The following is a 13,431-nucleotide window of genomic DNA, read 5'->3' as shown; positions in this document are numbered from 1 at the left end:
CACCACTCTTGAGTGCTAACATCGATATTATAGTGTATAAGAGAAGAGGTATAACAATGAAACCATTAGGCGATCGTGTCATTATTCGTGTATTAGAAGTAGAAACAAAAACGGAAAGTGGTATCTTTTTAGCATCTTCCACAAAAGAACGTCCATCTGAAGGTACGGTTATTGCTGTGGGTCCTGGTAAATTATGTGACAATGGCGAACGTGTAGCACCAGAAGTTAAAGTGGGCGATACAGTTATGTTCTCCAAATATGCTGGTACTGAGTTCAAAATTGATGGCATTGACCATTTAATCATCAGCGAAAAAGATATTTTAGCAGTATTATAATCTGACCAAAGAAGGGGACAACCCCATATAGGAGGCTATACAATGGCAAAAGAAATTTTATTTAACGAAGAAGCACGCCGTGCATTAGGCCGTGGCGTTGATCAATTAGCAAATGCAGTAAAAGTAACATTAGGACCTAAAGGTCGCAATGTAGTATTAGAGAAAAAATTTGGTGCCCCAACAATCACTAACGATGGTGTGACTATCGCTCGCGATATTGAACTTCCAGATCCATTTGAAAACATGGGTGCTCAATTAGTGAAAGAAGTTGCTACTAAAACTAACGATGTTGCTGGTGACGGTACTACTACAGCGACTGTACTAGCGCAAGCTATGATTCAAGAAGGTATGCGCAATGTAGCAGCTGGTGCTAACCCAATGATCCTTAAAAAAGGTATCGAATTAGCCGTTAAAAAATTAGTGGCTGAAATTCAATCCAAAGCGATCGATGTAAACGGTAAACAAGACATCGCTCAAGTAGCGTCCGTATCCGCAGCTGATGAAGAAATCGGCGCATTGATTGCAGAAGCAATGGACCGTGTAGGTAATGACGGTGTTATCACTGTAGAAGAATCTAAAACATTACAAACTGAATTGAACGTAGTAGAAGGCATGCAATTCGACCGCGGTTACCTATCTCCTTACATGGTAACTGACCCAGATAAAATGGAAGCAGTTGTGAACGAACCATTGATCTTGATCACTGACCGCAAAATCTCCGTTATCGCTGATTTATTACCAGCTCTTGAAAAAGTTGTAAAACTTGGTAAAGAACTTGTGATCATTGCTGAAGACGTAGACGGCGAAGCATTGGCTACATTAGTAGTGAACCGCCTTCGTGGTACATTAAAAGCAGTAGCTGTGAAAGCTCCTGGTTTCGGCGATCGTCGTAAAGCTATGTTAGAAGATATCGCTATCTTAACTGGCGGTGTTGTCATCAGTGAAGAAGTTGGCTTGAAATTGGACAATGTGGACTTAGAACACTTGGGTACAGCTCGTCAAGTTCGCATCACAAAAGACGAAACTATCATCGTTGATGGCAATGGCAATAAAGACGTAATTGCTCGTCGTGTTGCACAAGTTCGCGCACAAGCAGAAGAAGCGACTTCTGAATTCGATAAAGAAAAATTACAAGAACGTTTGGCTAAATTGTCTGGTGGTGTCGCTGTGATCGAAGTAGGTGCAGCAACAGAAGTGGAATTAAAAGATAAAAAACTTCGCATCGAAGACGCATTGAACGCTACTCGTGCAGCTGTAGAAGAAGGTATCGTTGCAGGTGGTGGTACTACATTAATCGACATCATCCCAGCATTAGACGGTATCGAAGCAACTGGCGATGTATTGACAGGTGTAAACCTTGTTCGCCGTGCTGTGGAAGAACCACTACGCCAAATCGCTTACAATGCAGGTTTAGAAGGTTCCGTGGTAGTAGAACGCGTAAAATCTACTGAAAGCGGCATCGGTTTCAATGCATTAACAGAAGAATATGTAGACATGGTAAAAGCTGGTATCGTGGACCCTGCTAAAGTAACACGCTCTGCTTTACAAAATGCAGCATCCATCGCAGCATTAGTATTAACAACTGAATCCATTGTAGCTGACAAAGTAGATGAAAATGCTCCAATGATGCCTCCAATGCCTCCAATGGGTGGTATGGGCGGTATGATGTAATTTCAGATTGCATCAGTGGATCGCAGTATTGACTAAGTAAATACTATGGGGACTGTGAAAGAATAGGTGACTATTCTTTCATAGTCCCTTTTTGTTATATGGGATATATAGAAATGCCCTTGAATGCCTTGGGTATCCTTCTGGGGTATAGTTTCATATATATATGGATGATATATAATTAATAACTTGATAATGTTATAGTTAATAACATGAAGAATAATGAAAATTAATGGAAAATCATTATTGACAATACATAGAAAAAGTTTTATAATTACATCATAAAGTAACGGATAATTATTATCCGTTGTAAAAGATATAGGTTTTAATTTTATTATAATATGTATAAGTTTACAAAGGAGAAAGTTATGAAAGAAGAAAAATTGACAACAGCCTTTGGTGCTCCAGTGCCGGATAATAACAACAGTGCTACAGCTGGAAAACGTGGTCCTGTATTGATGCAAGATGTGTGGTTGATGGAAAAATTAGGCCACTTTGCTCGTGAAGTGATTCCCGAACGCCGTATGCATGCGAAAGGATCCGGTGCATTCGGTACTTTCACAGTGACAAACGACATCACTAAATATACAAAAGCAAAAGTATTCTCTGAAGTAGGTAAACAAACTGATTTGTTTGTACGTTTCTCCACAGTAGCTGGTGAACGTGGTGCCGCTGATGCGGAACGTGATATCCGTGGTTTCGCTGTGAAAATGTACACAGAAGAAGGTAACTGGGATTTAGTAGGTAACAACACACCAGTATTCTTCATCCGCGATCCATTGCAATTCCCAGACTTGAACCGTGCGGTAAAACGTAATCCTGAAACTAACTTGCGTGATGCTACTGCAAACTGGGACTTCTGGACTAGCTTGCCAGAAGCAATGCACCAAATCACAATCGTAATGAGTGATCGTGGTATTCCTGATGGCTACCGTCATATGCATGGTTTCGGTTCTCATACATATAGCTTAATCAATGAGAACGACGAACGTGTATGGGTGAAATTCCACTGGGTATGCCAACAACCAATTAAAAACTTAACAGAAGATGAAGCAGCTGCTATCATTGCGAATGATCGTGAAAGTGCACAACGTGACTTATTTGATGCGATCGCTAAAGGTGATTTCCCTCGTTGGAAATTATACATTCAAGTGATGACAGAAGAACAAGCAGAAGCTCTTCCATACAATCCATTTGACCTTACAAAAGTATGGTATAAAAAAGACTTCCCATTAATCGAAGTAGGGGTGATGGAATTGAACCGCAACCCAGAAAACTACTTCCAAGATGTAGAACAAGCAGCATTTGCTCCATCCACAATTATCCCTGGTATTGGATTCAGCCCTGACCGTATGTTACAAGGTCGTTTGTTCTCCTATGCAGATGCGCAACGCTACCGCTTAGGCACAAACTATCCATCCATTCCTGTGAATGCGCCTAAATGCCCATTCAATTCTTACCATCGTGATGGACAAGGCCGTGTAGATGGCAACCATGGCGCTACTATTGGATATGCTCCAAATAGCTTTGGCCAATGGGCTAACCAACCACAATACAAAGATCCAGGATATGATGTATCTGGTAAAGCATACCAATACGACTTCCGTGAAGATGATTCCGATTACTATACACAACCTGGTAAATTGTTCCGTCTCATGACTCCAGAACAACAACAAGTATTGTTTAGTAATACAGCTCGCAATATGGCAGGAGTTCCATTGTTCATCCAAGAACGTCATGCTAAACATTGCTATGCATGTGACCCTGCATATGGTGAAGGCGTAGCGAAAGCATTGGGTATTACAGTAGATTTCTCTACACCTGCTGACATCGGGTAACACTTGCAGCGCTATTCAGTCTATGGCGTTCCTTTGAAAATAGCATAATAGTAGGAGTGCGACACATTCTCTCACAAACGGTATTTCATAATGTTTGTTCGGGAACATGTCGCACTCCTTTTGTGTTGTCATTATTTTAGTAAAGGAAACGTCATAGACTTTTATGCACAACTGCGTTCAAAGGGATAGGGAAACATGGGCAATCGTATTAAACAGTTCTTGATAGGATATAAGGTATAGGGGTATGTGTAGAATTGTATTTAGGAGAGTGGTAAGGTGTTATGGTATACTTATGTATATTAGTTAATTAATTGCAAGAAAATTTGTTGAGGGAAGGATACACATATGGTTCATTTTTTATTGCGTGGTAAACCTACGTATGTTAACTTTGGAATATTGGTGTTGCGATTAGCTCTTGGTATCTCTATGGTCTATCATGGATATGTGAAGTTCTTAAGTGGCGCATCGGGGTTATATAAAGTAGGTGCTATGTTAGGATCATTAGGATTGCCTGGGTACTTTGAAGTGTTTGGAGCTTTTGCAGCATTCAGTGAATTATTAGGTGGTATTTTGGTAGCCCTTGGTTTATTTACACGTTTAGGATCCTTATTGTTAGCTGGGGTTTTATTTACAGCTACGATTCTTCATATAGATGCAGGTTTCTTTGCATGGGATTATCCATCACAAATGGGATTTGCTGCACTGGCTATATTCTTTATGGGTGGTGGACGATATAGTGTAGATGCGTCTTTATTTGGGAAGTAACTTGTTGTGCTATGTAGTCTGTGGTGTTCTTACTTAATACAGTGGGAAGAAAGACCGCAATGTACCTCTTCAGAAACGGTATTTCATAATGTTTCTTCAGAGGTATATTGCGGTCTTTTGGGTTTTATAGTGTATGCAGTAAGGAACGCCACAAGTCTACTACTCGTAACTACGTTTCTTGGGGGAGTTTATGCTGTTCGTTCGAGGGCGCACCATGCTCTTTTTATGTTTGGCTATTTCAGTGCAATATATCTCGCTATGAGATTACTACGCGAAATAGCATTCCTTAAGGGGCGGGGTACTAGGTATAAGTTTCCATGTTTAGTGGTAATAGGAGATAGAAGTGCTTGAAATAGCTAAATTGTATATGGTATATAGAATACGGTTCTTTTTACATGGAACATTCTATAGAATCTTTACAATTCTATAGAATGTATGTTACAATACGTTACGGTATTCCTGGATTACCTTTAGCTTGATGGCATAGTGTTATGTATATCTTTCATAGGTAATTATATATCTTATTAAGGCTTAGGCGAAATGTGTAACCCCTTATTGAGATAATACAGAAAGAGTGCCTATTGTTTAATATATTGCTATGTTACAGAAAGAGGCTGTCACATAGTACATTACAAATAGATTGAGGAGTTAAGATGAACGCAAAGACAACACCATTTACAAAGGAACAATTAGAAATGATTATCGCGCAATATCCAACGCCGTTCCATATTTATGATGCGAAAGGTATTATGGATAATATGCGCTCATTTTTAGATGCTTTCAGTTGGGCACCAGGGTTCAAACAATATTTTGCTGTGAAAGCAACGCCAAATCCATATATTATGAAAATGATGAAAGAAATCGGTATTGGTGCAGACTGTTCCTCTATGGCAGAACTAATTTTGAGCGAAAAGGTGGGGATCACAGGAGATGACATCATGTTCTCCTCCAATGATACGCCGTACGAAGAATACAAAAAAGCGATGGATTTAGGTGCGATTATTAACCTAGATGATATTACGCACATTGCCTATTTGGAACAACATGGTGAGTTGCCAGATCGTTTTTGTTTCCGTTATAATCCAGGTTCTTTAAAAGAAGGTGGTAACACAATTATCGGCCTTCCGGAAGAAGCGAAATATGGCATGACGGAAGCACAAATCATGGAAGCTATCAACTACTTAAAAGGAAAAGGTATTACTAACTTCGGTTTACATACGATGGTGGTATCCAATGAACTAGATGTTGATGGCTTAGTAGGCACGGCTGAATTGATGTTTAACCTAGCATTGCGTGTGAAAGAACAAACTGGTGTAGAAGTATCTTTTATTGACCTTGGCGGTGGTATTGGTGTTGCTTATAAACCAGAGCAGACTCCAGTAGATTATAAGGTGTTAAGTGCAGGTGTAAAAGCAGCCTATGACCGTTTGATTACAGGAACTGGTCATAGCCCGATTCAATTGGCATACGAGTGTGGTCGTATGGTGACAGGTCCTTATGGGTATTTGGTGGCTACAGCGATCCACAAAAAAGATATTTATAAACATTACATTGGCTTAGATGCATGTATGTCTAACTTGATGCGTCCAGCTTTATATGGCTCGTATCATCATATTACTGTGATGGGAAAAGAAAATGAGCCAGCTAACATGACCTATGATGTGACTGGATCTTTATGTGAAAATAATGATAAATTTGCCATCGATCGTCAATTACCAAAAATTGACATGGGCGACCGCATTGTGATTCATGATGCTGGTGCTCATGGTCATGCTATGGGCTTCAATTACAATGGTAAATTACGCTCCGCAGAGCTATTACTACATGAAGATGGCAGTGTCACACAAATTCGCCGAGCAGAAACACTAGATGATTATTTTGCTACATTAGATTTTTCTAATTTATAGGTAGAAATGTAAAGGGCTGTTCTTTACGATAGTTATTTAGGCTAATATAGACATATGCTTTAGTTACTTCTGAGACATTGTTATACATCTCAGGGAAATAGAGTATATGTCTATTTATATATAATTAGCATCTAATCGTGAGGGGCAATCTATTAGAGTTGGTATATAATTGTGTAGGATAAATTGCAAGTCTATATTTATAGAAATTGAGTGTAGTTATATGAAGAGAGTAAAATGCTTTATATCCCTAAAAAAATATGGGAATAGCATTTACAATATTGAGAAAATTCGGTATAATAAACATTGTCGAGTCTCTTGGTGGAGAATTTAAATTTCAATATGCTATAAATGAATAGATGATATGTTAATATATCATTAAAATCATAGTAAAATAGTAGAAATTACCTTGCGGTTCGAGTCTATACACAGTATAATATAAATAGTATATTTACTAAATTAGATTTAAGCCAAAGTGGCGTTCTCATGCTATGAATATAACAGCGGATTACACTTTGGTGGAATCCGTTTTTTTACGGTATTCAACATATGCTAAGACCTAACGAGTCTTCTTTTGTATATAGTAACTTATTTGATAAGGAGTGACATACGTGGCAGAATTACTTCGCGTAGAAAATGTGCGTGCCTCTATTGAAGAGAAAGAAATCTTAAAGGGCATCAATTTAACAATTAATAAAGGTGAAATCCATGTAGTAATGGGCACAAACGGTGCTGGTAAATCTACATTGGCCAATGTAATCATGGGCAACCCTGCTTATGAAGTAACAGAAGGCTCCATCGTATTTGATGGTGAGAATATCACTGAAGAAGCTGTAAACGATCGTGCGAAAAAAGGTATTTTCATGTCTTTCCAACATCCAATTTCCGTGCCTGGTATTACAGTAGAAAACTTTATCCGTACGGCTAAAAACACAATTACTGGTGAAAACGTACGTGCTTTAGCTTTCAAAAAAGAATTGAAAGCAAAAATGGAAGAATTATCTTTCGATACTTCTTACGCTAACCGTTATGTGAACGAAGGTTTCTCCGGTGGTGAAAGAAAGAAAAATGAAATTCTTCAAATGTCTATTTTGAATCCTAAATTGGCTATCCTTGATGAAACTGATTCCGGTCTTGATGTAGATGCTGTTCGTATCGTATCTGAAGGTGTAAACCGTTTCCATAATGAAGAGAATGCGGTGCTAATCATCACTCACCATAATCAAATTCTTCAAAAATTAAATCCAAACTATGTACACATCTTAATCGATGGCCGTATTGTAAAAACTGGTGGCCCTGAACTCGTTCGTGAAATCGAAGAAAAAGGCTACGACGCATATAAAAATTTAGTATAGGAGGATTTCATGGAAGCGAGAAAGAAAACTCAAATTGAGGAGATGGATCGCGGCGTCTATGACATTCGTAATGAATTTGATTTCTCCTATAAATCAGAAGCTGGTTTAACAGAAGATATCATTCGTGAAATATGGGCTAACAAAAATGAGCCACAATGGATGTTAGATTTCCGTTTAAAATCTCTTGAAATTTACAATCAATTAGAGGTTCCTAATTGGGTGCCAGATATTAGCGCCTTAAATATGGCAGATATTGTGACCTATGTAAAACCTAAAATTGATATGAAAGAAGACTGGAACGAAGTTCCAGAAGATATTAAAGAGACATTTGACCGTCTGGGTATCCAAGAAGCTGAAAAAACTTCTTTGGCTGGTGTAGGCGCTCAATATGACTCTGAGGTTGTATATCATAGTATTCAAGAAGACTTGATTCGTCAAGGCGTTGTATATACTGATATGCAGACAGCACTACACGAACATGAGGATATTGTAAAACAATATTTCATGACATTAGTGCCACCTACAGATCATAAATTTGCAGCTTTACATGGTGCAGTATGGTCTGGCGGTTCCTTCGTGTATGTACCAAAAGGAGTGACTGTAGATATTCCATTGCAGTCTTACTTCCGTTTAAATGCACCAGGCGCAGGTCAGTTTGAACATACTTTAATCATCGTAGAAGAAGGGGCAAAAGCACACTTCATTGAAGGTTGTTCCGCTCCAAAATACAATGTAGCTAACTTACATGCTGGTTGCGTTGAGTTATTCGTAAAAGATAATGCTACTTTGCGTTATTCTACTATTGAAAACTGGTCTAAAAACATGTACAACTTGAATACAAAACGTAGTCGAGTTGGTAAAAATGGTACAATCGAGTGGGTATCTGGATCCTTCGGATCTGCTGTATCTTGCTTATATCCAATGAGTATCTTGGCTGGTGAAGGCGCGCATTGTGAATTCACAGGCGTTACATTTGCTGGGGAAGGACAATATTTAGATACAGGGGCAAAAGTTATTCATGCCGCACCACATACAACAAGTAATGTTAACTCTAAATCTATTTCTAAGAGTGGTGGTACAGCGATTTACCGTGGTGTCTTGAACATCGGTAAAAATGCAGACCATTCTAAAGCGACAGTATCTTGTGAGTCCTTAATGTTAGACCAAGAGTCTCAATCCGATACCATTCCATCTATAACTATTGAAAATGATAATGTCGATTTAGGGCACGAAGCAAAAATCGGCCGTATTTCCGATGAAGCGATTTTCTACTTAATGACTCGTGGTATTAGTGAAGAAGAAGCAAGAGCAATGCTTGTACGTGGTTTCGTAGAACCAATTTCTAAAGAATTACCATTAGAATATGCCGTAGAAATGAATAATTTGATTACCTTAGAACTTGAAGGTTCTATCGGATAGGAGGTTAGGATGAGCAACACATTACATTTTAATGAATTGCCTAGACCGACTTTCCGTTGGTTAAAGGTAAATCATACAGAAGGCAATGTATGGGCTGGTACAGAACGTGCTACAGTGACAGTTGAAGGGTCCAAGCACATTGTAACAGACATTACAAATAAGGAACTATTAGAACCTTCTTATGAAGGTGTCCATGCTGGTGCGTTGCGCGATGCATCTCATCACTTTACACATGGCTATCACATTCAAGTACCAGCTGGTGCAAAGGAAGCATTGACCATAGTTCTTGATGTACAAGGTGCTGTCAGTGAAAGAACACGCTTACAAATCGAAGCGGAAAAAGACTCTACCTTAGAGTTAACGCTTTGCTTGAAAGGCGAAGCTACTGATGGTCATGTGGGATTACTTTCAGAAATCGTGTCCCACACAGGAGCATCTGTGGTGTTCAAAAAAGTGCAATTGCTAACTGGTAAGGTACAACAATTTGAACATCGTTATACACGAGTAGAAGAGTCTGGTCATGTAGAGTTCATCAACATCGAGTTGGGTGGTTCTGAAAACTTCTTGAATTATCAAGAAGATTTAGTAGGAGACTACGCAGAAGTAGAACATGATTTAGGCTATTGCGGTACAGGTATGCAAGTATTTGATATTGCCATGTTAATGAAACATATCGGTAGAAAAACAATCAGTAATATTAATAACTTAGGTGCATTGAATGGTTCTTCTAAAAAATCATTCCGTGGTACCTTAGATTTCTTGCGTGGTAGCTTGGCATCTGAAGGTGCAGAAGAAGATACATGTTTACTATTAACGCCACAAGTAAAGTCCATTTCTTTACCATTGTTATTATGTAAAGAAGATAATGTATCTGGTAATCACGCATCCAGTGCGGGTCAACTAGACCCAGCTAAATTATTCTATTTAATGAGCCGTGGTTTCAATGAAGAAGAAGCAAAACATATCATCGTAGAATCCATGTTACGACCATTGATTGATCGTATTGGCAATGAAGAAATGGAAGAAACTGCCTTAGCAGTACTACGACAAAAAATATAATTGAGAGGGATAGTATGAAACCAATAGCAGAGGCATATAAAGATTTTCCAATTTTAACAAGAACTCATCGTGGTAAACGTATTGCTTACTTGGATAGCGGTGCCACTACACAAATTCCAGTGCCAGTGATGAAAGCATTAGAAACGCATATGGCGAATCATAATGGAAATCCCCATCGTGGAGCCCATGTGCTTGCTATGGAAGCATCCGAGGCCTATGAAGGTGCTCGTGATGTGGTGCAACGATTCATTAATGCTCGTAAACGTGAAGAAATTATCTTCACTCGAAACACTACTGAAAGCTTGAACTTAATTGCTCATTCTTATGCTTTAAAACATATTAAGGCAGGTGATAAAATCGTCATCACTATAGCGGAGCATCATGCAAATCTTGTGACTTGGCAATATGTATGCCGAGTGACAGGGGCCACTTTGGAATATATGTACTTAGATGAAAATGGTCACATCAAAGATGGTGAAATGGATAAAATTGATGAATCTACAAAAATTGTATCCTTTGCCCATGTAAGTAATGTGTTAGGTATGGAATTTCCAGTAAAAGAGCTGGTGGAACGCGCTCATGCTGTTGGTGCCATTGCTATTCTAGACGGAGCGCAATCGGCTCCTCATCAAGCTATTGATGTGCAAGCCTTAGATTGTGATTTCTTTGTATTCTCAGGCCATAAAATGTGTGCCTCTCAAGGTATTGGTGTGGTATATGGTAAATATCACTTATTAGAAGACATGGATCCATTTTTATTTGGTGGGGACATGATTGAATACGTGAAAGAACAAACCACAACATTCAATGAAGTACCTTATAAATTTGAGGCTGGCACACCCAATGCACATGGTGCTGTCACATTAAAAGCTGCCATTGAGTATTTGGAACAGTTTGGTATGGATGCTATTCATGAATATGAACAAGAATTAGTGCGCTATGTATTACCTAAACTAGCGGCTATGCCACATATTCATTTATTAGGTAGTGCCAATCCAGAAGAAAAGCATGGAGTTATTGCTTTCACTGTGGATGATGTACATCCTCACGATGTAGCAACCATCATGGATAGCCATGGGGTATGCTTACGTTCTGGTCATCATTGTGCGCAACCACTAGGTGCTTACTATGGAGTACCGGCATCCAACCGTATTAGTATGTATATCTATACTAAAAAAGAAGATTTAGATCAATTTTTGGAAGCCCTGAAAACAGTTCGACCAACCATGGGCTTGTCAGAGTAAGGAGAACAATACCATGGAAATGGATCAAGTGTATACGGAACTGATTTTGGAGCATAACCAAGACAAGCGTAATAAGCGTTTGTTAGAGGTGTTTACTGCTAGTGAACATGGTCATAATCCAAGTTGCGGTGATGATTTAACATTGCAAGTGAATGTGGTAGACGGCATTGTAAAAGACGCTGCTTATACAGGTTCCGGCTGTGCTATCAGCCAAGCATCGGCATCTATGATGATTGATGTCATTACTGGTAAATCCTTAGAAGAAGCTTTCCAACTAGTGGACCTTTTCTTAGGAATGATCAAAAAAGAAGTGACTGATGAAGACGAATTAGAAGCCTTAGAAGATGCGATTGCTTTGCAAAATATTTCTAACATGCCTGCCCGTGTTAAATGTGCAGTGCTTGCTTGGCATACATTGCGTGAAGCATTAAAGAAATAAAAAGAAGGCTGCTACAGAATGATGTACATTCTTGAGCAGCCTTTTTTGTGTATATAAAAAAGATAGGTGATATGTATCACCTATCTTATGATTCTTATGTTGGTCGCGCTTACCATTGTCCTTCTTGGTGTTCCTTTAAAAGTTTCACCACTCGTGGGCCACAGCCTTTGCCACCGCATGCACCGGTACCAGCACTAGTGCGCTCTCTAATTTTAGGAAATGTATCGCAACCATCTAAGATTGCTTCTTTAATTGCTTTTCTTGTAATACTACGGCAAGTACAAACTTTTGTTAATTTATCTAAAATGGCCGTAGGAATTTGATTATCTTCCATACTGTCCTCCTACTATATAGAAACTTTTCTATATACAGTATACTCTTTACTGTATGACTTGTAAAGGTATTTTTCACAGCTAAGAAATGTATCCTGTACCTAAGAAGATATAGAACTAGTATACTTTTGAAAGTAGAACTGACACATGGAAACAACTAACGATTACTTATTATCTGTATTAACCTATATATTACCCCGCATTTATTTTGATAGGAGTCATTATGATTTGTGTTATTTTTGATTTAGATGGAACATTAACAGATTCTCATGAAGGAATTTTAAAATCTATACGTCATGCCTTAACGAGTATGAATCATCCTATTCCTGATGAGGACACATTACAATTATTCATTGGTCCACCATTGGCGGATTCTTTTAAAGAACATTGCCATATGACAGATGAAGAGGTGGAGCAGGCCTACAACTTTTTTAAAGAACGGTATGATTCCGTAGGAAAATATGAAAATGCAGTATATCCTCAAATTGAAGAAGCCTTAAAAGCGCTTCGTAAGACAGGTGCTTATGTTGGAATTGCTACGGCAAAACCAGAAGAACAAGCAAAGGATATTATTAAGCATTTTAAACTAGATCCATACTTTGAAGTAATTCGTGGAGCCAATCGTGAAATTGGTTTAGTCCATAAGCTAGATATTTTGAAAGAGGCGCTACAAGATATGGAGACAATTACAGCACAAAAATATAAAATCTCCCGTTGGTACATGGTGGGAGATCGTAAATACGATATGGAAGCTGCCAAAGCATTAAATTGTGTGGCTATGGGTGTATCTTACGGATATGGTTCAGTGGAAGAATTAGAATCTGCTGGTGCTGATTATATCTGTGAAAGCCCATCCGATGTACTAGTAAATATCGCTGTAGATACATTGCTATAAGGCACTATTTACAGTACAATTAGGTTATATATCTAGAAGATCATAGGGTCGTTATAGAATAGACTACTGGTATATGGCAGAAAATAAATAGACATAATAAAAAGAGATACCTTGCGGTCATGCAAGGTACCTCTTTTTTGCATTACCATATGTTAGTTCATATCGCTTCCCATAAGAT

Annotated in this window: 12 protein-coding genes; 11 read left to right on the top strand and 1 reads right to left on the bottom strand. The window is 38.6% G+C overall.

Annotation, left to right across the window (positions count from 1 at the left end):
• Nucleotides 1–56: 56 nt before the first annotated feature.
• The 10 genes from groES (at nt 57) to sufU (ending at nt 12,026) form a co-directional block, all read left to right on the top strand.
• Nucleotides 57–335: a co-chaperone GroES gene (gene groES, locus EO114_RS05430; RefSeq protein ID WP_038144714.1), complete on the top strand. Its 279-nt coding sequence runs from the start codon at nt 57–59 to the stop codon at nt 333–335.
• A 42-nt stretch (nt 336–377) separates the two neighbouring features.
• Complete coding sequence (gene groL, locus EO114_RS05425) at nt 378–2,006, top strand: chaperonin GroEL (protein WP_009353625.1); 1,629 nt, start codon at nt 378–380, stop codon at nt 2,004–2,006.
• Between the two features lie 365 nt (nt 2,007–2,371).
• Nucleotides 2,372–3,841: a catalase gene (locus EO114_RS05420; RefSeq protein WP_009353608.1), complete on the top strand. Its 1,470-nt coding sequence runs from the start codon at nt 2,372–2,374 to the stop codon at nt 3,839–3,841.
• Between the two features lie 345 nt (nt 3,842–4,186).
• Nucleotides 4,187–4,606 (top strand): DoxX family protein, encoded by a 420-nt coding sequence (locus tag EO114_RS05415; RefSeq protein ID WP_127061969.1) that lies wholly within the window; start codon nt 4,187–4,189, stop codon nt 4,604–4,606.
• A 653-nt stretch (nt 4,607–5,259) separates the two neighbouring features.
• Nucleotides 5,260–6,513 carry a diaminopimelate decarboxylase gene (locus EO114_RS05410; protein ID WP_127061967.1) on the top strand — a complete coding sequence of 418 codons (1,254 nt, stop codon included), beginning with the start codon at nt 5,260–5,262 and terminating at the stop codon, nt 6,511–6,513.
• A gap of 608 nt (nt 6,514–7,121) precedes the next feature.
• Nucleotides 7,122–7,865, top strand: coding sequence for a Fe-S cluster assembly ATPase SufC (gene sufC, locus EO114_RS05405; protein WP_127061965.1), 744 nt, complete (start codon nt 7,122–7,124; stop codon nt 7,863–7,865).
• A 9-nt stretch (nt 7,866–7,874) separates the two neighbouring features.
• Nucleotides 7,875–9,284, top strand: coding sequence for a Fe-S cluster assembly protein SufB (sufB, locus tag EO114_RS05400; protein WP_009353634.1), 1,410 nt, complete (start codon nt 7,875–7,877; stop codon nt 9,282–9,284).
• Between the two features lie 9 nt (nt 9,285–9,293).
• Nucleotides 9,294–10,343 (top strand): SufD family Fe-S cluster assembly protein, encoded by a 1,050-nt coding sequence (locus EO114_RS05395; protein ID WP_009353616.1) that lies wholly within the window; start codon nt 9,294–9,296, stop codon nt 10,341–10,343.
• 14 nt (nt 10,344–10,357) lie between these two features.
• Nucleotides 10,358–11,587 carry an aminotransferase class V-fold PLP-dependent enzyme gene (locus tag EO114_RS05390; protein WP_127061963.1) on the top strand — a complete coding sequence of 410 codons (1,230 nt, stop codon included), beginning with the start codon at nt 10,358–10,360 and terminating at the stop codon, nt 11,585–11,587.
• Between the two features lie 13 nt (nt 11,588–11,600).
• Nucleotides 11,601–12,026 (top strand): Fe-S cluster assembly sulfur transfer protein SufU, encoded by a 426-nt coding sequence (sufU, locus tag EO114_RS05385; protein WP_009353628.1) that lies wholly within the window; start codon nt 11,601–11,603, stop codon nt 12,024–12,026.
• Between the two features lie 109 nt (nt 12,027–12,135).
• On the opposite strand, the gene EO114_RS05380 is transcribed toward sufU, so the two are convergent.
• The gene (locus tag EO114_RS05380; RefSeq protein WP_009353629.1) at nt 12,136–12,360 is read right to left on the bottom strand and encodes a (2Fe-2S)-binding protein; all 225 of its coding nucleotides are present in this window, start codon (nt 12,358–12,360) and stop codon (nt 12,136–12,138) included.
• 221 nt (nt 12,361–12,581) lie between these two features.
• Between EO114_RS05380 and EO114_RS05375 the strand changes: the two genes are divergently transcribed.
• Nucleotides 12,582–13,253 carry an HAD hydrolase-like protein gene (locus EO114_RS05375; protein ID WP_127011092.1) on the top strand — a complete coding sequence of 224 codons (672 nt, stop codon included), beginning with the start codon at nt 12,582–12,584 and terminating at the stop codon, nt 13,251–13,253.
• The last annotated feature ends 178 nt before the right edge of the window (nt 13,254–13,431 follow it).

Origin of the sequence: Veillonella sp. 3627, from assembly GCF_003992195.1 — a bacterium.
Taxonomy (GTDB): Bacteria; Bacillota; Negativicutes; order Veillonellales; family Veillonellaceae; genus F0422.
The sequence above is the reverse complement of the archived record's forward strand: the minus strand, read 5'-3'. Positions and strand labels throughout refer to the sequence as shown.